We start from the raw sequence: 22,360 nt of genomic DNA, 5'->3' as shown, positions 1-22,360 counted from the left end.
GGCAACCGTTCCCAGCGGCCATCAGGAGGACGTGGTGGCTTCTTCCGGGGCCAACTGAGTAAACAGGTGGTCGGCCAAACCCCGCACCGTGGTGATGTCGGTGGAGCTGATCCGTATCCCCGTTTCGGACTGGACACGGGTGCGCAGCTCCAGGTTGCCCAGCGAGTCCAGTCCGTACTCGGAGAGTTGACGGTCCGGATCGATGGTGCGCCGCAGGATCAGGCTGACCTGCTCGGAGACCAGACGCCGCAGCAGGCCCGGCCATTCGTCCACCGGCACCGAAGCCAGCTCGTTGCGGAATTTGCTTGAACCCGAACGTCCTTGCTCCGATGCCTTGAACGCCTCGGCGAACTTGCTCCGCTCCGCGAAAGCGGCCAGCCACGGCACTCCGACGGTCGGGGAGTAGCCGGTGTAGGCGCGGTCGTGGCGGAGCATCGCCTCGAACGCGTAGGCGCCTTCCTCCGGAGCGATCGCGGCATCGGTGCTCTCCGCCAGCGCGATGGCGCGTCCGATCTCGGCCCAGGCACCCCAGGCGATCGAGGTGGCCGGCAGACCTTGCAACTGTCGCCAATGGGTGAAGGCATCCAACCAGCTGTTGGCCGCGGCATAGGCGCCCTGGCCCGGCGAGCCCAGCATGGCCGCCGCCGACGAGAACGAGCAGAACCAGTCCAGCGGCTGACCGACGGTGGCCTGGTGCAGATGCCAGGCGCCGTACACCTTGGGCGCCCAGTCCCGGTCGAGCAACTCGTCGCTGATGTTGGTCAGGGTGGCGTCCTCGACCACGGCAGCCGCGTGGAGCACACCGCGCAACGGCAGTCCGGTGGCCGTGGCGTTGGCCACCAGCCGCTCCGCGGCGCCGGCCTGGGCGATATCGGCGCACTCCACCACGACATCGGATCCGATCGAGCGGATGAGTTCGATTGTCTCCAACGCCTTTTGGCTGGGAGCGGACCGGGAGCTGAGTACGATTCGCCCGGCGCCGGCGGTGGCCATCTTCTCGGCCAGGAAGAGCCCCAGGCCACCCAGGCCACCGGTGATGATGTAGGAGCCGTCGCCGCGGAAGACGGGCACCTGCTGCGGCGGCAACACCACACTGCTGCTCCCGGCACGCGGGATATCGAGGATGAGCTTGCCGGTGTGGTCGGCGGCACCCATAACCCGGATCGCGGTGGCAGCATCGGCCAACGGGTAGTGCGTGCTGTCGGGCATCGGCAGCGTGCCGTCGGCGGTCAGCCGGTACACCGTGCTCAACAGCTCGCGGATGTACTGCGGATGAGTGAGCGACATCATCCCCAGATCGACACCGTAGAACGACAGGTTGCGCCGGAACGGGAAGAGGCCCATCTTGGTGTCGCCGTAGATGTCACGCTTGCCGATCTCGACGAAACGCCCACCCCACGAAAGCAATTCCAACCCGGCGCGCTGGGCCGCGCCGGTCAGCGAGTTGAGCACGATGTCGACGCCGTAGCCGTCGGTGTCGCGGCGGATCTGCTCGGCGAAGTCGATGCTGCGCGAGTCATAGACGTGGTCAATCCCCATGTCGCGCAACAATTGCCGGCGTTTCGGACTGCCCGCGGTCGCGTAGATCTCGGCTCCCGCCGCGCGGGCGATCGCAATCGCGGCCTGGCCGACCCCGCCGGTTCCGGAGTGGATGAGCACCTTGTCACCGGCTTTGATCCGGGCCAGGTCGTGCAGCCCGTACCAGGCGGTGGCGTGCGCGGTGGTCACGGCCGCGGCCTGGGCGTCGGTCAGGCCCTGCGGGATCGGTGTCGCCAGGTTCGCGTCGCAGGTGACAAACGTCGCCCAGCAGCCGTGGGGTGACATGCCGCCGACGTGATCACCGACCTGGTGCGTCGTGACGTCGGGCCCGACGGCAGTGACCACGCCCGCGAAATCGGTGCCCAGCTCCGGCATCCGGCCGTCTGGGGAGTTGTATCGACCGAACGTGACCAGGACATCGGCGAAGTTGATGCTGGACGCGGTGACGGCGACTTCAATCTCGCCGGGCCCCGGCGTAATCCGGTCGAAGGCGACGAATTCCATGGTCTGCAGATCACCCGGGGTACGGATCTGCAAGCGCATGCCATCGCATTCGTGATTCACCACAGTCGTCTTGCGCTCTTCGGGACGCAACGGCACGGGCGACAGGCGCGCGGTGTGCCATTCGTCGTTTCGCCAGGCGGTCTCGTCTTCTTCCGAGCCGGACAGCAGGTGGCGCGCGATGTGCTCGGCCTGAGTGTGCTCGTCGACATCGATGTGGGTGGTGTGCAGGTGTGGATGCTCGGCACCGATTACCCGCAGCAGACCTCGCAGCCCGGCCTGCTCGAGGTTGGGGCTGTCGGCGGCGAGCACGGTCTGCGCGTTACGGGTCACCACATACAATCGGGGCGCCTCGCCCATGATTTCCGGTAGCTCGCGGATGATGCGCACCAGGTGCCGGACGCGCTCGACACCGCGGACTGCGCTCTTCTCGTCGCGGCCGCCGTTGTCCGGCACGGTCAGGATGACCACATGGTGAAAACCGCCGGCATTGAGCTGGTTTCGCAGCCGTTCGGCGCTGCCGACATGGTCGGCGTGTTCCGGCCAGCTCACCGTTGCGCACTGTGCGCCGTGCGACTTCAACGTGTCGGTCAACTCGGTCGCCAATAGGTCCGCAACGTCGGTGGTGCTGATCAGCAGCCACGTTCCGGCGTCGGCGAGGTCCAGTTCGGGCAGCTCACGTTGTTGCCATTCGATGGTCAGCAGCCGCTCGCCGAGTACGCGATCCCGGTTGCCTTGCTCGGAAACCCCCGTGCCGAGCCGTAACCCACGCACGGCCACCAGCACGGTCCCGTGCTCGTCGAGCACATCGAGGTCCGCGTCGACCCCGGCCGCGTCGACGTTTGTCACCCGCGCATAGCAGTAGTGGGCATTGCGAGTGGAGGCGTAGGCACGGATCCGGCCTACACCCAGTGGCAGCATCAGACCGCCGTTGCCCGCGACCTGGACGTCGGGGTGAGCGCCGACGGCCTGGAAACAGGCATCCAACAGGGCGGGGTGGATCGCATAAGCCCGCTGCTGGGATCGCATCGCGCCGGGCAGCGAGACCTCGGCCAGCACCGTGCTGACGGCCCCGTCCGCGATGTGCGCCGCGCCCAGTCCGGTGAAGGCCGGACCATATTGCACGCCGTGCTCGTCGAACCGTTCCCGTAGTTCGGACCCCTCCTCGGTGCGCAGGTGGCCGGCCAACAAGCCGGGGATGTCGTAGGCGGGCGGCTGGTCCTCGTCTTCGGCGACGTGCAGCACCGCCGCGCCGCGCCGAATGGACCCGCCCTCCTGGAAGGTCTCCACCACGAAGTCGACGACACCGGGCGATTTCACCGATCCGACCACCGACAATGGGGTTTCCTCGTCCAGCAGCAGCATCTGCTCGAAGCGCATATCGCGGACTTCGGACGCCTCGCCGAGGATGGTGCGGGCAGCCGCCAGCGCCATCTCACAATACGCAGCTCCCGGAAGTGCTGGGGCACTGTGGATTTGGTGATCAGCCAACCAAGGCAGCTCCTCGGTGCCGACGTCGGTCTGCCACACATGCCGCTCCGGTTCCTCCGGCAGCCGCACATGCGCACCCAGCAGCGGGTGCACGACCACCGACGAGCCGCCTTGGCCCTGGTAGTCGTGACCCGCGCGGTTCAACAGCAACGATCGGTGCGTCCACATCGGCAGCGGCGCTTCCACCAGCCGCCCGGCCGGATAGAAAACGGAGAAGTCCACCGCGGCGCCCGCGCTGTGCAGATCCGCCAGCAGGGGGCGCAGCCCGTGCGGCAGCGGCTGCTCGCGCCGCATGCCGGCCAATGCCGCAACCGGTATGTCGAGGCTCTCAGCCGTCTTTTCGACGGCGCGGGTCAGCAGGGGATGCGGCGCCAGTTCGGTGAAGACCCGGTAGCCGTCCTCGAGCGCCGCCTGCACCGCCGCGCCGAAGCGCACCGTGTGACGCAGGTTGTCCACCCAGTAGTTGGCATCGCAGTACGGCTCCTCGCGCGGGTCGAACAGCGTCGCGGAATAGTAGGGGACCTCCGGTGTCAGCGGCTCAAGGTCGGCCAGTATCTCGTACAGGTTGTCGAGGATCGGATCCACCTGCGGGGAGTGCGATGCGACGTCGACGGCCACCTCACGGGCCATCACCTCGCGCTGCTCCCACGCCGCGACGAGTTCGCGAACGGCCTCGGTGGCGCCGCCGATCACCGTCGACTGCGGCGAAGCCACGACCGCGACCACGACGTCGTTGACGCCGCGGGCCATCAGTTCCGAAAGCACTTGCTGGGCAGGCAGTTCCACCGATGCCATGGCTCCGGAACCGGAGATGCGCGTCATCAGCCGGGAGCGGCGGCAGATGACCTTCGCCCCGTCTTGCAGTGACAGCGCGCCCGCCGCGACGGCCGCCGCCGATTCTCCGAGGGAGTGCCCGATGACCGCGCCGGGGCGGACCCCGTAGGACTTCATGGTGGCGGCCAGCGCCACCTGCATGGCGAACAGCGTTGGCTGCACGCGGTCGATCCCGGTCACGGTCTCCGGTGCGGTCATCGCTTCGGTCACCGAGAATCCGGACTCCCGCGCGATCAACGGCTCCAGCTCCGCGATGGTCGCGGCGAATACCGGTTCGTTGGCGAGCAGGTCGGCGCCCATCGCCGCCCACTGCGAGCCTTGGCCGGAGAACACCCATACCGGGCCTCGGTCGTCCTGTCCGACAGCGGCTTGGTAGGGGGTCTCGTCGTCGGCAATCTCGCGCAAGGCCGCGGAGAGTTCCGCCGCGCTGCTGGCCAGCACCGACGTCCGGACGGGTCGATGACTGCGCCGACGGGCCAGGGTGTAGGCCAGATCCGACGCCGACCATTCCGGGGCCTGCGCATCGACCCAGTCCGCGAGCCGCCCCGCGGTCTGCCGCAGTGCGTCGGCTGACGTCGCGGACAACGGGAAGATCAGCTCGCCTGCAGCCGGGGTGGCCGGCACGTCGTCGGGCGCTGTGAGTTCGGGCGCCTGCTCGAGGATGGCGTGCACGTTCGTCCCGGATATCCCGTACGCCGACACCGCCGCCCGCCGTACCTGCTCACCGTTTGTTGGCCACGGCGTGATTTCTTGCGGCACAAAGAGTTTGGTTTCGATTCGGGCCATATCGTCGGGCAGGCGGGTGAAGTGCAGGTTCCGCGGGATCACCCCGTGCTGCAGGGCGAGAATGGCCTTCATCAGCCCGAGCGCCCCGGCGGCCGCTTGGGTGTGTCCGAAATTGGGCTTTGCCGATGTCAGCGCGCAGGGCCGGTCGATGCCGTATACCTCGGCCAGACTCTCGTATTCGATGGGGTCGCCCACCGGGGTGCCGGTGCCGTGCGCCTCGACCAAGCCGACGCTGTGCGGCTCCACGCCCGCCGCGGCCAGCGCCGCGCGGTACACCATGGACTGCGCGTGTCCCGACGGCGTCGCGATGCTTACCGTGTGGCCGTCCTGGTTGGCGGCGGTTCCGCGCACGACGGCCAGGACCCGATCGCCGTCGCGCAGTGCGTCCGGTAACCGCTTGAGCAACAGCACCACCGAGCCCTCGCCGGACACGAACCCGTCCGCCGCGGCGTCGAATGCGTGGCAATGTCCGGTGGGCGACAACATATTCTGCGCGGACGCCGAGGCGAACCTGCGCGGTTCCATCATCACGTAGACGCCTGCCGCGAAGGCCAGATCGCTTTCGCCGTCGATGAGGCTGCGGCAGGCCAGGTGGGTTGCGAACATGCTGGACGAGCATGCGGTGTCCACTGTGACCGCGGGCCCGTGCAACCGCAGCGCATAGGAAATCCGCCCCGACGCAAAGCAGGAATTGGTTCCAGTGTTGCCGTAAGGCCCGTCGAAGGCCTCCGCGTCAATGTGCACGAACTGGTAGTCGCCGTGATTGAGACCGACGAAGACGCCGGTTAGCGACTCGGCCATCTTTTCCGGTGTCAGCCCGGCGTGTTCCATCGCCTCCCAGGCGGTTTCCAGAAGCAAGCGGTGCTGCGGATCGACCGCCGTTGCTTCTTTTTCGGTGATCCCGAAGAACTCGGGATCGAAGTCGCCGACGTTGTCCAGGAAGGAACCCCACTTGCAGACGGTCCGGCCGGGCACGCCCGGTTCGGGGTCGTAGTACTCGTCGGCGTCCCAGCGGTCGGCGGGAACCTCGGTGACCGTGTCGTCTCCCCGTAACAACGCCTCCCACAGCGTTGTCGGGGAGTCGATTCCGCCGGGAAGCCGACATGCCATCCCGATCACAGCCACCGGGGTCACACCTGGTTCGTTCACCGCCGTCACCTCTTCTTCCCCCTGTCTTAAGGAGACTTCGCCGAATGTCGATCCGGGCTGTCGATGCCGGCGCATCGCGCGCCGCGCCGTGATCCCCCTGATCGCATCCGACCCAACTAGTCAGGTGAAAAGCAGCGTAGCCCCTCAGCTTCACCAATGTGGGAAAACTGTGCGTACGTACAAAAAAATCTGTCGAATAAGGCTGAAAGAGCAGGTCGACGGCTTAAGGGTGTCGCCGGATGTCCGTAAAAAGCGATATGCGGGCGCTTTGCTCGGCTCGCCGCCAGCGCCACCCGGTTGACGACTATATATGCGGTATATATGCGCCCAATACCTCGGCATGCCGAGGCATGCCGAGGCGGACCGCCGCGTGTTGCAAGCAAGTCGCACACAACGCGGGCGCCCCGGAGGTGCCAGATGTCAGGGCCTGACTGTCACGTCGGCCCCGAGCCGGCCGGATCCGTGTGGTCGGCCCGGCGGGCGGATAATCCGCGTGGTACCCCTGTGACGAGCGGATTTGGCACCAGCCAGGCGCATCCGAGGTAGTGTGAGGCCCGTGGTTGAGTCTTCGATTCCCGCTGTGCTGCGCGAGCGTGCGAGCTTGCAGCCCAACGACACAGCGATGACATTCATTGATTACGAGCAGGATTGGGAAGGTGTCCCGGAGACGCTGACGTGGGCGCAGCTGTATCGCCGCATGCTCAACGTAGGTCAGCTCCTCAGGCAATGCGGATCGCTTGGCGATCGGGCAGTGATACTTGCGCCGCAGAGCCTTGACTACATTGCCGGCTTTCTCGGGGCGCTGGAGGCCGGGCTGACCGCCGTTCCGCTTTCGGTTCCTTATTCCGGCGTTCATGATGAGCGCACCACTTCCGTGCTGGCTGATACGTCGCCCTCGGTCATCCTGACGACTTCCGCGGTGAGCGACCATGTCTCCGGTTACGCGAAGCCGCAACCCGGACAATCTGCGCCCGCCGTTGTCGAAATCGATCTACTGGATCTTGACTCTCGGCCGGCGTCGTCGGTCCGGCCGGGATCTCGTAGCGCAGAGGTGCCGGATGCGCTGTATTTGCAATACACCTCCGGGTCCACCCGCACGCCGGCCGGGGTTGTGGTCTCGAATAAGAATTTGTTCATCAATTTCGGGCAGATCATGGACGGCTACTACGGAAAGTACGGGAAGGTTCCCCCGCCCGGCAGCGGTGTGGTGTCCTGGCTGCCGTTTTACCACGATATGGGTTTCTTTGTCGGAATTATCATTCCCATTCTTGCGGGCATTCCCGTGGTCTTGACGAGTCCGGCGGGGTTTTTGCAGAGACCGGCTCGGTGGATGCAATTGATGGCAAGTAGTGGCCGGGTGTTCACGGCAGCGCCAAATTTCGCATTCGACCTGGTAGCGCGCAAGACGTCCGACGATGATATGGCCGGTTTTGATCTCGGGGAAGTGCTGCATGTCCTCAGCGGCAGTGAGCGGGTGCAGCCCGTCACCGTGAAGCGCTTCACCGACCGGTTCGCAAAATTCAACCTTGATCCCGCCGCGGTCCGGCCGTCATATGGGATGGCCGAGGCAACGGTCTATATCGCGACTCGTGAACCGGGCGAACCGCCGAAAGTCGCGTATTTCGATTCCGCGAAACTGCCCGCAGGTGAGGCGGAGCTGTGCGCATCCGGAACCGGTACCGGGCTGGTGAGCTATGGCAGCCCGCGGCAAATGACGGTGCGAGTCGTCGACCCCGATACCGCTGTCGAGTGCCCGGAGAGAGCGGTCGGTGAGATCTGGCTGCACGGACCCAACGTGGGTGCCGGCTATTGGCAGAAGCCTGTCGAGTCCGAGTGCACCTTCCGGGCGCGCATTGTCAACCCTTCGGCCGACACCCCGGAAGGTCCCTGGCTCAGAACTGGTGATTCCGGCTTCTTCTTCGACGGAGAGTTGTTCATCATCGGCCGTATCAAAGACCTCTTGATCGTGTACGGCCGCAACCACTCGCCAGACGACATCGAGGCGACGATCCAGGAGGTCACTCCGGGTCGATGCGCGGCAATATCGGTTCCGGACCGTGGCGCTGAGAAGCTGGTCGCAATCATCGAGCTCAAGAAGCGTCCCGGTACGGACGAGGATTTGGCTGACAGGTTGCAGGTCGTCAAACGTGAAGTGACGTCGGCAATTTCGAAGTCGCACGGCCTGAGCGTGGCGGATCTGGTTCTGGTCTCGCCCGGCTCGATTCCGATAACGACAAGCGGCAAGATCAGACGAGCGCAATGTGTCGAGCTGTATCGCCACGATGAGTTCACCCGCCTAGACGCTTAGTTCTTTCGCGCTCGCTAGTTTGGGTCAGACGTTCGCTGAGATCGACGGCAGCGCGACGTTCCGGCGGCGAGAGTGAATCTCACGACGCCTCCTGGGACACCTTCATTACCAGTCGACACCAGTCGACGTTCGCGACTCCTGACGGGCACGAAGTGGTAGTGCTCCCGATATCAGCAGCACGTCGTAATCGGTGTCGACGTGTCGGACCGACGCCGCTCGGCGGACTTCGCAGAAGTCCGGGGCCGGCGTAACTTCGGTCTAGCACCGATCAGCTGATCACTGTGGCGGCAGCGGCCGCATGGATCCGATGAAGTAGCTTTCCTGCCCGGTGGGGTATCCGCCGCCGTCGGTGGCGATATGAACGTGGTCGTAGTGGTTGAGGGTTTCGGAGCCGTAGTCCGCCGTCCAGCTCGGGGCGCCGATGCCCGGGTAGAGCTTCTGCCGCCAGATCACATGGAGCACGCCCCAGCGTTTGGCGTTGGCCAGGGCATACCCGGCGATCTGGTTGCCGAGCTCGATACCGGCGGGGGAGCTGTGGTCGGGGATCATCACGTCGATCGCCAACCCGTTGGGATGCCACTTCAGGGGATCCTGCCGAAACCCGTAGATGGCGCTGATCTGGGGAAAGAGCACGCTGATGGCGCGGGCCGCCCAGATGGTCTTGATCTGCAGCCCCTGCTCGGACGCGGCGCCGGCAGGTAACGCCATTTGGAAGTCTTGGCCGGCGACGGGTGCGGCCGCCGCCAACATGTCCACCTCCGCCGGACTGGCGGTGGGCGCTGCGCTGGGCGGCGCGGCTGCGGTACTTGTCGGGGTTGCTGCCGGGGCCTGGACGCAGCACGGCCGCTCGGTGCCTTTGCTTTGGGCGTAGATCATGCCGGCAGAGACGGCGAGTGAGGCCGCGATTGCCAACCAGCGACCTCGCCCGTTGGCTAACACGGCGGTGCCCACGCACAGCACTCTAGTGGCGTGTGCGACGCATGTGGCAGTCCTATTGATCTTTTTGTTGCACGAGTCCCCACCTGGCTAGTCGTTCGGGGATCCGATCGGCACCGGCGTGATGTTCCAGATGTCGTCGCAGTACTCGGCGATCGCCCGGTCCGAGGAGAACTTTCCGCTGTGCGCCGAGTTGAGGATGGATTTGCGGGTCCAGCTTCCGGTGTCCCGCCAGGTGGCGTCGACCTCCTGCTGGGCGCGCAGATAGTCGGCGTAGTCGGCGATGACCAGGAACGGATCGTGGTCGGTAAGGTCGGCGATCAGCGGGGCGAACACCGCGGTGTCGCCGCGCGAGAACCGGCCGTCGGCGATCAGGCCGAGAACTGCTGTGAGCTCGTCGCTTTCGGCGATGTAGTCCCTGGGCCGATAGCCTTGACCGAGCACCCGTTGCACCTCTTGGACGGTCAGCCCGAAGAGGAAGAAGTTCTCCGCGCCGACCTGCTCGCGGATCTCGACGTTGGCCCCGTCGAGGGTGCCGATGGTCAGCGCCCCGTTCATCATGAATTTCATGTTTCCGGTGCCGGACGCCTCCTTGCCGGCGGTAGAGATCTGCTCCGAGAGATCTGCTGCCGGATAGATCAATTGCGCGTTCTGCACGTTGAAGTTCGGGATGAACGCAACCTTCATGCGGTCGTTGACGTCCGGATCCGCGTTGACCGTTTCCGCAACGGAGTTGACCAATTTGATGATGAGCTTTGCCATCGTGTAACCGGGCGCCGCTTTGCCGCCGAAAATGTATGCGCGCGGCGCTATTTCAAGGTCCGGCCGCTGCTTGAGGCGGTGGTAGGCGGTGACGATGTGCAGCAGGTTGAGGTGTTGGCGCTTGTATTCGTGAATGCGCTTGACCTGGATGTCGAAAAGCCACTCCGGATCCAGCGCGATACCGGTGTGAGCTCGGACATAGTCCGACAGCCGCGCCTTGTTCTCCCGCTTGACGGCGCGCCACTGTTGCTGCAATTCGGGATCACCGGCCAGGTCAGCCAGCTCACGCAATCGGTCCAAGTCGCGCAACCACCCCTCGCCGAGCCGCTGATCGAGCAGCCTGCGCAAGCCGGGATTGGCCAGGGCGACGAACCGGCGCGGTGTGGCCCCATTTGTCTTGTTGCTGAACCGCTCCGGCCACATCTCGTAGAAGTCTTTGAGCACAGTCGTTTTCAATAGCTCGGAGTGCAATGCCGCGACACCGTTGACGGCATGGCTGCCGACGGTGGCCAGGTGCGCCATCCGAATCCGCTGGTCGCCGTCCTCGTCGATCAGCGACATCCGCCGGACCCGGTCCTCGTCACCGGGAAACCGGGCGCGCACCTGGTCGAGGAAGCGGCGGTTGATCTCGTAGATGATCTCGAGGTGGCGCGGCAAGAACCGCTGAAACATTGACAGCGGCCAGGTTTCGAGAGCTTCGGGCAGCAGGGTGTGGTTGGTGTAGCCCAGCGAAGCCACGGTGATCTGCCACGCCTCGTCCCAGTCGAGGTCGCGCTCGTCGACGAGCAGCCGCATCAGCTCGGCGACGGCGATCGAGGGGTGGGTGTCGTTGAGTTGTATCGCCACCCGGTTCGAGAGCTCCCGTACCGGCAGGCCGGCGAAATCTTCGAGCAGGTGCAGCATGTCCTGCAGCGAGCAGGACACGAAGAAATACTGCTGGGCCAGCCGCAGTTGCTTGCCGACTTCCGGCTGATCGTTGGGGTAGAGCACCTTGGTGAGGGTTTCGGACACCACCTGGTCATCCACGGCCCGGTAGTAGTCGCCGGCGTTGAATGCGTCCAGGGCCAGCGACTGGATGGCGCGGGCGCTCCACAGCGTGAGGGTGTTGCAGGTGTTAACGCCGTAACCCTGGATGGGCGTGCCGTAGTAGACGCCCTTGGCCGCGCGTTGCGGGACCCAGCGCACCCGGTACCTGCCCCGCTCGTCGGTGTAGGACTCGGTGTGGCCGCCCCAGCCGACCTGATAGCTCAGTTCGGGCTTGGCGATCTCCCACGGATTGCCGTCGGCCAGCCAGTTGTCGGTCTTCTCCAGCTGCCAGCCGTCGTGGATCTCCTGGTCGAAGATGCCGAACTCGTAGCGGATGCCATAACCGATGGCCGGACGCTCCAGAGTGGCCAGCGAGTCCAGGTAGCAGGCCGCCAGCCGGCCCAGTCCGCCGTTGCCCAGGCCGGGCTCCTCCTCGCAGGCCAGCACCTCGTCGAGGTCTTGGCCCAGCGCCGCCAACGCGGTGCGGGCCTGGTCCTCGAGTTGCAGGTTGAGCAGGTTGTTGCCCAAGTGCGGGCCGAGCAGGAACTCCGCCGACAGATAACACGCCACCTTGCGGGAAAGGTCGAGATAGGTCTGGGTGGTCTCGATCCACCGCTGCTGCATCCGGTCGCGCACGGCCAGTGCCAAGGCGCGGTAGTAATGCTTCGGCTGCAACAGGGTGGCCGGACGACCGAGTGAGTAGCGCAGGTGGTCTTCGATGGCCTGACGAAGAGCCTCCGAACTCATCCCGGTGCGGACATCCTCGACGCTGGTGGATGCCCCCTCCGCAGGGGAGGCTGTCGTCAACGGGTGGGCCGAAGGTCGAATGACATCGCTCATGTTCGCGTTCCCTAGATTTCAGCCGGGTGGTGGGTGCGAGTATCGCACCGCAGTGGTACCCGATGCGGCGGCAGTTGGCTGTCTTTTCACGCAGGACGGCGGCCCACGCTTTAGAAATCCCGTCGCAGTCTCATCGGGGTGACGGCCGGCATGTCACCGCCGTCAATCACCGTCTGCGCGATCGGGGTCAGTGCCTGCAGTAACGCCTCGAGCTCGCTGTCGTCCAGCGCGTCGTACGCGTGCAGCGCCAGCGCGTCGGTGGTGGCCTCGATGTGGTTCTTCACATCGCGTCCGGCTGGGGTCAGGGAACCATCGTCGTCGAGCAGACCGCGGTGAATCAGGCTCTGCTGGCATGCACGCCACTCGGCGTCGTCGTAGTGGCGGGTCTGCATGATGTGGTCGCGGGGCACCGCGTCGGCCGCGCAGTGCAACACGTTGGACTCTCGCCCGGAGATGCCGGCGGTAACCAGCACCGCTACATGACCGTCGCCGCGGTGCTCGCGCAGCAACGTTGTCGCATGCCAGAGCGCGGCAACCGGTTCTTGCGGCCAGGGCAAGGCGCGGTTGGCGGCGAACAGTGGTCTTCCGTCGACCCGCGCCCGGCGCGCAGCGTTTCCCGCTAATCGGGCTGCGGTGCGGACGTTTTCGTCGTCGTCGGTGAGGCCGTATCGCCGCAGCGCCGCCACCGCCGACTCGGCGCGGGCCCGCAACGCAAGGTGCGGCCCCGCGATTTCCCACGCCGTCGGTAGCGCCTTCGTCACCCGCGCAAGGGCGAAGTTGTAGAACACCGCGGTCACGACTTCGGGTGGCACCTGGCCCAGCGGGGCCGACCGAGCAGCGAAGTAACCCATCCAAAACCCGCGGTAACCGAGATTTGTCAGGGCCGCACGCGCCTCCGGCGCGAAGTACGTCACGGCGTGGACCGGCTCGAAGCGATCGTAGAGATGACGGGCAAGCTCAGGTTGGCGTTGCATTGCTGAAGCTAACCACTCGGTTTGGGGATACCGGCGCGGGCCCGGCCGAGTACGGGTCTTGCCGGTGAGTTGGCTAGGGTCGCGGACGGTGTTCGGTGCCGGCACGCCTGTCGGCATCCCCAGGCGCGGTAGTGGGGCCAGTCGCTGCCTACCCAGAACGGAGTCAGCCATGAGTGCGAGCGCGCAAACCGGAACCATCACCACCCAGGTACCGGCACGCCTGGACCGGCTGCCCTGGGGGCGGTTTCACTGGCGCGTCGTCGTCGGGCTGGGCGGCGTGTGGATTCTTGACGGGCTCGAAGTCACGATGGTCGGCAACGTGTCGTCACGCCTGACCGAGCACGGTAGCGGTATCGAGCTCAACGCCGCGGACATCGGCTTGGCGGCGTCGTTCTATATCGCCGGAGCCTGCCTGGGCGCGTTGTTCTTCGGTCACCTGACCGACCGGTTCGGCCGGCGCAACCTGTTTCTAATGACCCTCGCGGTGTACTTGATCGCCACCGTCGCAACGGCTTTCGCCTTTGCGCCGTGGTATTTCTTCCTCACCCGCTTTTTCACCGGCTCGGGGATAGGCGGCGAGTATGCCGCCATCAATTCCGCGATCGACGAGTTGATCCCGGCCCGGGTGCGCGGTCGGGTGGATTTGGTGATCAACGGGACCTATTGGCTGGGCTCGGCTGCCGGAGCGGCCGGCGCTTTGGTCCTGTTGGACACATCGCACTTCCCGGCGAACATCGGCTGGCGACTTGCCTTCGGTGTGGGGGCTATCTTCGGCATCTTCGTTCTGCTGGTCCGGCGAAACGTTCCCGAAAGCCCCCGATGGTTGTTCATTCACGGGCGCGAGCACGAAGCCGAGCGGATCGTCGGGGAAATCGAGGAGGAAGTGGAGCGGGATACCGGCCAGCGGCTGCCCGAGCCGCCCGGGAGACCGCTCAGAATACGTCAACGCCATACGATTTCGTTCTGGGAGATTGCCAGGGTGGCGTTTACGCTCTATCCGCGGCGCGCGATCCTCGGCTTGGCGCTGTTCATCGGGCAGGCGTTTCTCTACAACGGCGTGACGTTCAACCTGGGCACGCTGTTGAGCGGTTTCTACGGGGTCGCGTCCGGACACGTTCCGGTGTTCTTCATCGTGTGGGCGCTCAGTAATTTCGTCGGCCCGGTGGTGCTCGGGCGGCTGTTCGACACGGTCGGCCGCAAACCCATGATCACTTTCTCCTACATCGGGTCGGCGGTGGTGGCCGTGGTGCTCGCGGCGCTGTTCGTGACTCGGACCGGCGGTGTCTGGACATTCATCGTCGTGCTGGCGGTGGCATTCTTCCTGGCCTCGGCGGGGGCCAGCGCGGCTTACCTGACCGTCAGCGAGATCTTCCCGATGGAGACACGCGCGCTGGCGATCGCGTTTTTCTACGCGGTCGGCACCGCGATCGGCGGCATCAGCGGTCCATTGTTGTTCGGTCAGTTGATCAACTCCGGCCAGCGCAGCCAGGTGTTCTGGTCGTTCCTCATCGGCGCCGCGGTGATGGCCGCGGCCGGCCTGGTCGAACTGTGGCTTGGGGTGGCGGCCGAACGGCGCCCGCTGGAAGAACTGGCGTTGCCGCTGACGGTGGCCGACGCCGAGCAGGACGAAGGACCGGCGGATGCTCGGGACGGTCAGCGTGCGGCCACACCGCCGGCGCGCGACGATGATCCGCACGATGGGCTCCCAGAACGACCCTGACGCTGAAGCAGCTATTGGTGTTCGATTACCTCGATGAGCACTGATCAACCTGGACCGAGGACGTGGCAATGACGAGCACCCTGCTGGATGAGGCGCTGGAGGCCCACGGCGGGCTGCAGCGATGGCGAACCGCCGCCAGAATCCATGCGCAGGTACGCAGCGGCGGGCTGTTGGTCCGAACACGGGTCCCGGGCAACAGGTTCGCGGACTACCGCATCACGGTCGACGTCCAGGAGGCTCGAACGGTCCTGGACCCGTTCCCGGGTGATGGGCAGCGTGGGGTCTTCGACAACGGGACGGTGCGGATCGAGAGTCACGACGGCCACGTCATCAGCTCACGGGCAAACCCCCGGCCGGCGTTTTTCGGTCGCTCGGGCCTGCGGCGGAACTTCCGGTGGGATCCGCTGGATTCGGTCTATTTCGCCGGCTATGCCATGTGGAATTACCTCACCACCCCCTACCTGTTGACGCGCGACGGCGTCGAAGTCGACGAGGCTGGGACATGGCAGCAGGGCGGCGAGACCTGGCGGCGGCTGAACGCGACGTTCCCGCCGCACAGCCCTACCCACTCGCCGCGGCAGAGTTTCTATTTCGATGCCAGCGGTCGGCTGCGTCGACATGACTACGTCGCCGAAGTGGTGGGCCGCTGGGCGCGGGCCGCGCACTACTGCGCCGAGCCGGTTCACGCCGGCGGGCTGGTTTTCCAGACGCGCCGGCGGGTCTACCCGATCGGCCCCGGCAATCGCTCGCTGCCCGCTCCGACCCTGGTGTCGATACAGCTAGACGGGCTGCGGGTCGATCCCGGATAGATTCGCTGTCGCGGCGGCATTCTCGTTGTTCGCCGCGCCTCCCGGATGACGAAACCATTAGCCTTATGCCTGCACGTCACCGCGTCCAGGCGCTTTCAGTCGTGCATGCGGAAGGCGGGTGAGGAGTCGGCGATGGGTGATACGACCGCGGATTCGCGCGAGGGTTCGCAGTTCGGTCAGTATCGGCTGCGGCGTCTGGTCGGTCGCGGCGCCATGGGCGACGTCTATGAGGCCGAAGACACTGTGCGCGAGCGCGTCGTGGCGCTGAAGCTCATGTCGCCGGCGCTGTCCAGCGATCCGGTCTTCCGCACCCGTATGCAACGCGAAGCCCGGACCGCCGGGCGGCTGCACGAACCACACGTGGTGCCGATTCACGACTACGGCGAAATCGACGGTCAACTCTACGTGGACATGCGCCTGATCGACGGCAAGGACCTGGCCGCCATGTTGAAGCGCTACGGGCCGCTGACCCCTCCGCGGGCCGTGGCGGTAGTGCGCCAGATCGGCTCGGCGCTCGATGCCGCGCACGCTGCCGGAGTGACCCATCGCGACGTGAAGCCGGAAAACATCTTGGTCAGCGGCGACGACTTCGCCTACCTCGTCGATTTCGGGATCGCCAGCGCCACCACCGACGAAAAGCTGACCCAGCTGGGCAACACGGTGGGCACCCTCTACTACATGGCCCCGGAGCGGTTCGGCAACACCGAGGTCACCTATCGGGCCGACATCTATGCCTTGGCCTGCGTGCTGTACGAGTGCTTGACCGGCTCACCGCCGTATCGAGGCGACCAGCTCGGCGTCATGGGCGCACACCTGAATCAGGCCATCCCGAGGCCCAGCGCCGCACGGCCCGGCATCCCGGCCGCCTTCGACCAGGTGATTGTCCGCGGCATGGCCAAAGATCCGGCCGACCGATACGCCACCTGCGGCGACCTGTCCGCGGCCGCCTACGCGGCGCTGGCCACCCCCGACCAGGATCGGGCCACCGACATCTTGCAACGCAGTCAGGTAGCCCCGCTGCCGGCCGCGGTGGTCGGCCAGGCTGCCGGCGGTCTCGCGGCGCCGACGCCCGCAGCACAGCCCACCGGGTGGCCCGCACCATCAGCGCCGGGGTCGCCGGTCCCGACGGGTGTACCGCAGCCCACACTATGGAACGGCGCCACCGGATGGGGCACGGGTTATCCGGGGACCATCGGAGCACCACCTTGGGGCCAACCGCCGGTCCAGCCTTCCGGTGGCAGGGGCAAGCCATGGCTGTGGGTCGGCGTAGCGCTGGCCGTCGTGGTAGCCGTCGCCGGTGGACTGGGCATCGTTGTCGCGCAGCCGTGGCGGTCGTCGGCACCGCGGCCGGCGCCTGCGTCGCCGCCGCCGGCCGACGCGGTTGAACTCCGGGTGCTCGATGACGGGGTATTTGTCGGCAGCTCCGCCGCGGCGAAAACGATCGACATTTTCAACGAACCCATCTGTCCACCGTGCGGCGCTTTCATCAGGTCGTATGCGAGCGACATCGACGCCGGAGTGGCCGACAAGAAGCTTGCGGTGCGCTATCACCTGCTCAACTTTCTCGACGACCAATCGCACACCAAGAATTACTCGACGCGTGCGGTGGCGGCCTCGTACTGTGTTGCAGGCCAAAACGACCCGAAGACGTACACCAACTTCTATTCCGCCTTGTTCGGCAGTGACTTCCAACCCCAGGAGGGCGCCCCATCCGATCGCACCGACGCCGAACTGGCCCACCTGGCCCAAACCGTCGGCGCCAACGCCGCCGTGATCAGCTGCATCAAATCAGGCAGGGACCTCGGCACCGCCCAAACGAAGGCCACCAACGCCAGCGAGAGCCTGGCCGGGTTCAACGCAAATGGCACCCCGTTCGTGTGGGACGGCACCAAGGCCGTGGACCTGCAGAATTCGAGCTGGCTGACGAAGCTGATCGGGTGACATGGCCGGCGTGGATTTAGTGGCGCGACGCCCAATCGGCTAGCATTTCCCGAGCACGCCTCGGGGGAGATTATTGGTGCGCATTCGGGGGGCACCATAAACGTGGTCTCCGGGCCGGAAAGGCACAACAATCCCAATGGCTGGACAACTGACGCCGCATTTCGACGACGTGCAGGCGCATTACGACTTGTCCGACGATTTCTTCCGGCTGTTCCTGGACCCGACCCAGACCTACAGCTGCGCCTACTTCGAGCGCGACGATATGACGCTGGAAGAGGCCCAGATCGCCAAGATCGACCTGTCCTTGGGCAAGCTGGGCCTGCGGCCGGGCATGACGCTGCTTGACGTGGGCTGCGGCTGGGGCGCCACCATGCGCCGGGCCATCGAGAAGTACGACGTCAACGTCATCGGCCTGACCTTGTCGAAGAACCAGGCCGCCCACGTCCAGAAGACTTTCGACGAGCTCGACTGGGGGCACCGCCCGCTTGCGGGGGACCCGCGCAGCAGGGCGGTGTTGCTGGCGGGCTGGGAACAGTTCGACGAGCCCGTCGACCGGATCGTGTCCATCGGCGCCTTCGAGCACTTCGGCCACGACCGTCACGCGGACTTCTTCGCCCGGGCCTACCAGATCCTGCCCGCTGACGGCGTCATGTTGCTGCACACCATCACCGGACTGACCATGCAGCAAATGGTCGATGCCGGCTTGCCGCTCACCTTGTGGTTGGCCCGCTTCCTGAAGTTCATCCAGACCGAGATTTTCCCCGGTGGCCATCCGCCGACGATCGAGATGGTGGGGGAGCAGTCCGCGGCGGCGGGTTTCGCCCTGACGCGGCGCCAGTCGCTGCAGCTGCACTACGCGCGGACCCTGGACCTGTGGGCGCAGGCGCTGGAGGCACACCACGACGAGGCCGTCGCCATCCAGTCCGAAGAGGTGTACCAGCGGTACATGAAGTACCTGACCGGCTGCGCCAAGCTCTTCCGCGACGGCTACATCGACGTCAACCAGTTCACCCTGCAGAAGTAGGGGTTGCGGCCCGCCTGCCGGTTCAGGCCATCGGCGCCCGTTCGGTCGCCGCCGGTGCGCTGGCGGGTGTGGCGGGTGTCGCGCTCGTCGCGCTGGCCAACAACGGCCTCGGCGGGGTCAAGGGGTGGACAGCGCTGGGGTGCTTCCTGGTGAGCTTGAGTGGCGCGCGGGCGAGTTCAGTTCGGCTTCGCGGCCGACGCCGACGGGGCGTCAGTCGGGTTCGCCGTACTCGTCGAACCAGTAGGCCAGTTTGCCCCGCCGGCTCACCGCGCGAAGTCTTGCCTCGGCCGCGGCCCGCGTGTTGGAGGTGGTGACGATCAGTAGTTCGTCGCCGCGTTCGATCCGCGTGTCGGGCAGCGGGACGAAGGTGTGGCCGTTGCGGATGATCAGGGTGATCACGGCGGGGTCGGGCAGCCGCAGCTCCAGGACGGTGACGTTGTGCAGGCGTGACGGCGGCTGCACGGTCATGGTCAGCAGTTCCGCGTCGAGCACGTCCAGCGGCGCCGCTTCCACCTGGATCTCGCGGGTGGCTTCGCGGGAAATCAGTCCCAGCCGATGCGCGATCGGGCGCAGGCTCGGGCCCTGCACCAGGGTGAATACCACGACCAGCATGAAGACGATGTTGAGCAGGCGATAACTGTCCGCGACGCCCGCGACGACCGGAAAGGTGGCCAGCACGATCGGCACCGCACCCCGCAGACCCGCCCACGACAGGAAGACCTGGTCATGCCACGGGATGCGGAACGCCGCCAGCGATGTCACCACCGACAAGGGCCGGGCGATCAGCAGCAACAGCAGGCCGACGACGATCGCGGCCACCACGTCGTGGGCCACGTCGCCAGGGTCCACCAGCAGTCCGAGCAACACGAACAGCCCGATCTGCGCCAGCCAGCCGACGCCCTCGGCGAACGACCGGGTCGCCGACCGGTGCGGCAGGCCCGAGTTGGCCAACACCACCGCGGCCAGATAGGCGGCGATGAATCCGCTGGCGTGGCTGGCGCCGGCGGCCGCGAACGCGACCAGACCCAACCCGAACATCGCGATCGGGTACAGGCCGGAGGCGGGCAGCGCGATACGTCGCAGCGCGAAGGCACCCAGGTAGCCGATCGTCACCCCCACCGCGGCGCCGGCGAGGAGCTCGAACAGCAGATCGGCGATCGCAGTCCCGGGCTCGACGGCGAAGGGCACCGCACTGAACATCAGCACCAGAATCACCGCGGGCGCATCGTTGAACCCGGATTCGGCCTCGAGCAGCCCGGCGACACGCCGCGGCAACGGCAGCACCCGTAGGACCGAGAACACCGCTGCGGCGTCGGTGGAAGAAACGATGGCGCCGAGCAACAGGGCCACCTGCCAGTCGACACGCAGCAGCAGGTGCGCGCCAACGGCCGTAACGGCCATACTGACGAGGACCCCGACAGTGGCCAATGTTGCCGCGGGTGCCAGCACAGTGCGGATGTCGGTGAATCGGGTGGTCAATCCGCCTTCAACGAGAATCAGGGCCAGGGCCGCGGTACCCACGTTCCTGGCCAGCTGTACGTCGTCGAACTTCAGCCCCAGCCCGTCCTCACCGACGGCGACGCCGACTAGCAGGAAGAGCAGCATGCTGGGAAATCCCACCCGAGTCGCCAACCGGGTGCCCACAATGCTGGCCAGCAGCACGAGGCCACCGATCAACAAAGCCAGATACAGCTGCTGCAAGCTCATTTGGTTTCCGTCCAGATGTGATCTCGGCGGCGGTAGCTCGGCGCCCAAGGTGGCGTGCTGCCAGTAAATCAGTACGGGGCGGCCCGCTGTCGGCCGCACAGTCCGAAGCCTGGCAGCCGATGAGACAAGATGGCTGGGTGGCGAAGGGAAAAATACGGATCGCGATTGCCGGCGCGGGCAAGGTCGGCCGTTCGGTCGCGCAGGAATTGCTGGATCGCGGTCACAAGGTGTTGCTGATCGAACGGCAACGGAACAACTTTGAACCACATACGGTTCCCGCCGCGGATTGGTTGCACGCCGACGCCTGCGAACTGTCGACGATGCACGAGGCGGGGGTGCAGACGTGCGACGTGCTGATCGCCGCCACCGGAGACGACAAGGCCAATCTGGTGGTGGGTCTGCTGGCCAAAATGGAGTTCAGGGTGCCCCGGGTGGTGGCGCGGATCAACGACCTGCGCAACGAGTGGCTGTTCGGCCGCGCCTGGGGCATCGACGTGGCGGTCTCGACGCCGGGCGCCATGATCGCCGGTGTCGAGGGCGCCATCGACGTCGGTCACCTGGTGCGCATGATGGTGTTGCGCGAGGGCCGGGCGGCTTTGACGAAACTGACCCTGCCCGAAGACAATCCGCTGGTGGGAAGGCGGGTGTGCGAGCTGGACCTACCGGCCAACACCGCTTTGGTCACCGTGCTGCGAGGTGACGCGGTCAAAGTTCCACAGCCCGACGACGTCCTCCGGGCCGGTGACGGGATGCTGTTCATCGCCGACAGCTTCCTGGAGCGTTCGGTGTGGGCTGCCATGTACAGCGCCGCACCCGCACGTGCCTCGACCAGGCCGGGCTGGCCACCGTCGGCCTGAGGGATCGGCGTCGCGCAGCGCACGCTTGCGACGCGCCGTGCCCGGTTGCCCGAGTGGTGTCGGGACCATTCGGTAGGGTTCCTGCGAACTGTTCGGCAAAACGCACGTGAATGTATGTGTTTGTGAGTGAATGTATGTTTGGGTTGTTGGTGTGAAGTTGGCGGCGTGGGCGCGGTCGGTGGGTGTGCATCCGCAGACGGCGTATGCGTGGGTGCGTGAGGATCGGATGCCGGTGCCGTATCGGCGGTTGGCGTCGGGGACGATTTTGGTGGATGTCGCCTAGCCCGAGGGTCGGCAGCGGGTGGTGTTGTATGCGCGGGTCTCGTCGGATGATCAGCGACAAGATTTGGATCGGCAGGTAGCCCGTTTGACCGGGTGGGCCACGGACGAAGGTCTCGACGTGGGCCAGGTGGTGTGCGAGGTTGGGTCCGGTTTGAATGGGAAACGCCCGAAGTTGGCCCGCATTCTGTCGGACCCGTCTGCGACAGTGATCGTTGTGGAGCATCGGGACCGTTTGGCTCGCTTTGGTGTTGGGCATTTGCAGGCGGTGTTGGCGGCGCAGGGTCGCCGAATCGTGGTCGTCGACGATGGGGAGACGACCGAGGATCTGGTGCGCGACATGATCGAGGTCCTCACCAGTATGTGCGCACGGCTGTATGGGCGGCGCGGGGCTCGCAATCGCGCCATGCGCGCGGTCACCGCCACCAAGCATGATCGTGGTGGTGAGGCGGGATGATTGTGCAGATGCGCACCCGCGCGCAAGCGGCGAAGGTGGCCGCGGTCACTGGTGGGGTGCAGTTGTGCGGCAAGCCGAAACGCGATGGCACGCCGACGTTGTCGACGCGGGTGGACGTCGGCGCGGATTTCGAAGCGCATCGGGTGGCGGTGGAGGCGGTGTCGGTTTTGTTCACGCTCTTTGACGCCGATGCCTTAACTGGTGAGTTGGTGGAGGTTTCGTCGGGGTGGGTTGTGCAGGCGTATCAGTACGCGCTGGACCCGACGTCGGCGCAGCTGAGGGCGTTGCAGTCGCATGCTGGTGGTGCGCGGTTCGCGTTCAACACGATGCTGGCCGCGGTGAAAGCCAATCTGGACCAGCGCAGCGCGGAGCGTTCCTACGGGATCGCCGAGCAACAGCTGACGCCGGTGCTGTCGTGGT

12 protein-coding genes and 1 pseudogene are annotated in these 22,360 nt (G+C 65.9%); 8 read left to right on the top strand and 5 right to left on the bottom strand.

The features are described from left to right. Nucleotides 1-21: 21 nt before the first annotated feature. Nucleotides 22-6,300, bottom strand: a complete 6,279-nt coding sequence (gene pks2 / locus AWC07_RS17195) for a sulfolipid-1 biosynthesis phthioceranic/hydroxyphthioceranic acid synthase (protein WP_036409444.1) — start codon at nt 6,298-6,300, stop codon at nt 22-24. 556 nt (nt 6,301-6,856) lie between these two features. On the opposite strand from pks2, the gene AWC07_RS17190 reads away from it, so the two are divergent. Continuing rightward, nucleotides 6,857-8,608 (top strand): AMP-binding protein, encoded by a 1,752-nt coding sequence (locus AWC07_RS17190; RefSeq protein WP_085105163.1) that lies wholly within the window; start codon nt 6,857-6,859, stop codon nt 8,606-8,608. A gap of 276 nt (nt 8,609-8,884) precedes the next feature. Here AWC07_RS17190 and AWC07_RS17185 read toward each other — a convergent pair whose 3' ends face one another. From AWC07_RS17185 to AWC07_RS17175, 3 genes are all read right to left on the bottom strand, one after another. Further along, nucleotides 8,885-9,568: a VldE C-terminal domain-containing protein gene (locus tag AWC07_RS17185; RefSeq protein ID WP_425271256.1), complete on the bottom strand. Its 684-nt coding sequence runs from the start codon at nt 9,566-9,568 to the stop codon at nt 8,885-8,887. A 66-nt stretch (nt 9,569-9,634) separates the two neighbouring features. Then, nucleotides 9,635-12,079 carry a glycogen/starch/alpha-glucan phosphorylase gene (locus tag AWC07_RS17180; RefSeq protein WP_244187620.1) on the bottom strand — a complete coding sequence of 815 codons (2,445 nt, stop codon included), beginning with the start codon at nt 12,077-12,079 and terminating at the stop codon, nt 9,635-9,637. A gap of 203 nt (nt 12,080-12,282) precedes the next feature. Then, the gene (locus tag AWC07_RS17175; RefSeq protein ID WP_036415735.1) at nt 12,283-13,146 is read right to left on the bottom strand and encodes an SCO6745 family protein; all 864 of its coding nucleotides are present in this window, start codon (nt 13,144-13,146) and stop codon (nt 12,283-12,285) included. 169 nt (nt 13,147-13,315) lie between these two features. Between AWC07_RS17175 and AWC07_RS17170 the strand changes: the two genes are divergently transcribed. From AWC07_RS17170 to mmaA2, 4 genes are all read left to right on the top strand, one after another. Then, complete coding sequence (locus AWC07_RS17170) at nt 13,316-14,866, top strand: MFS transporter (RefSeq protein ID WP_084293610.1); 1,551 nt, start codon at nt 13,316-13,318, stop codon at nt 14,864-14,866. A 68-nt stretch (nt 14,867-14,934) separates the two neighbouring features. Continuing rightward, nucleotides 14,935-15,675, top strand: coding sequence for a hypothetical protein (locus AWC07_RS17165; RefSeq protein ID WP_036415733.1), 741 nt, complete (start codon nt 14,935-14,937; stop codon nt 15,673-15,675). A 132-nt stretch (nt 15,676-15,807) separates the two neighbouring features. Beyond that, complete coding sequence (locus AWC07_RS17160) at nt 15,808-17,616, top strand: serine/threonine protein kinase PknE (protein ID WP_036415731.1); 1,809 nt, start codon at nt 15,808-15,810, stop codon at nt 17,614-17,616. Between the two features lie 136 nt (nt 17,617-17,752). After that, nucleotides 17,753-18,640, top strand: a complete 888-nt coding sequence (gene mmaA2, locus AWC07_RS17155; RefSeq protein WP_036415729.1) for a cyclopropane mycolic acid synthase MmaA2 — start codon at nt 17,753-17,755, stop codon at nt 18,638-18,640. Nucleotides 18,641-18,850: 210 nt separating this feature from the next. On the opposite strand, the gene AWC07_RS17150 is transcribed toward mmaA2, so the two are convergent. Beyond that, nucleotides 18,851-20,347 (bottom strand): potassium/proton antiporter, encoded by a 1,497-nt coding sequence (locus AWC07_RS17150; RefSeq protein WP_036415742.1) that lies wholly within the window; start codon nt 20,345-20,347, stop codon nt 18,851-18,853. 152 nt (nt 20,348-20,499) lie between these two features. On the opposite strand from AWC07_RS17150, the gene AWC07_RS17145 reads away from it, so the two are divergent. The 3 genes and pseudogenes from AWC07_RS17145 to AWC07_RS28850 form a co-directional block, all read left to right on the top strand. Further along, complete coding sequence (locus AWC07_RS17145) at nt 20,500-21,204, top strand: potassium channel family protein (protein ID WP_036415740.1); 705 nt, start codon at nt 20,500-20,502, stop codon at nt 21,202-21,204. A gap of 151 nt (nt 21,205-21,355) precedes the next feature. Beyond that, nucleotides 21,356-21,940 (top strand): annotated as a pseudogene (locus AWC07_RS17140) (IS607 family transposase). Then, nucleotides 21,937-22,360: helix-turn-helix domain-containing protein (locus AWC07_RS28850; protein WP_244187618.1), on the top strand; the 424-nt coding region annotated here is incomplete at its 3' end. The pseudogene AWC07_RS17140 and the gene AWC07_RS28850, both read left to right, overlap by 4 nt.

It is taken from the genome of Mycobacterium gastri (genome assembly GCF_002102175.1).
Classification (GTDB): Bacteria; Actinomycetota; Actinomycetes; order Mycobacteriales; family Mycobacteriaceae; genus Mycobacterium; species Mycobacterium gastri.
The sequence above is the reverse complement of the archived record's forward strand: the minus strand, read 5'-3'. Positions and strand labels throughout refer to the sequence as shown.

Coding starts and splice junctions, on each gene's coding strand:
- AWC07_RS17180 (WP_244187620.1), bottom strand. CDS start 12,079: ATGAGTTCGGAGGCTCTTCGTCAGGCCATCGAAGACCACCTGCGCTAC.
- AWC07_RS17175 (WP_036415735.1), bottom strand. CDS start 13,146: ATGCAACGCCAACCTGAGCTTGCCCGTCATCTCTACGATCGCTTCGAG.
- AWC07_RS17170 (WP_084293610.1), top strand. CDS start 13,316: ATGAGTGCGAGCGCGCAAACCGGAACCATCACCACCCAGGTACCGGCA.
- AWC07_RS17165 (WP_036415733.1), top strand. CDS start 14,935: ATGACGAGCACCCTGCTGGATGAGGCGCTGGAGGCCCACGGCGGGCTG.
- AWC07_RS17160 (WP_036415731.1), top strand. CDS start 15,808: ATGGGTGATACGACCGCGGATTCGCGCGAGGGTTCGCAGTTCGGTCAG.
- mmaA2 (WP_036415729.1), top strand. CDS start 17,753: ATGGCTGGACAACTGACGCCGCATTTCGACGACGTGCAGGCGCATTAC.
- AWC07_RS17150 (WP_036415742.1), bottom strand. CDS start 20,347: ATGAGCTTGCAGCAGCTGTATCTGGCTTTGTTGATCGGTGGCCTCGTG.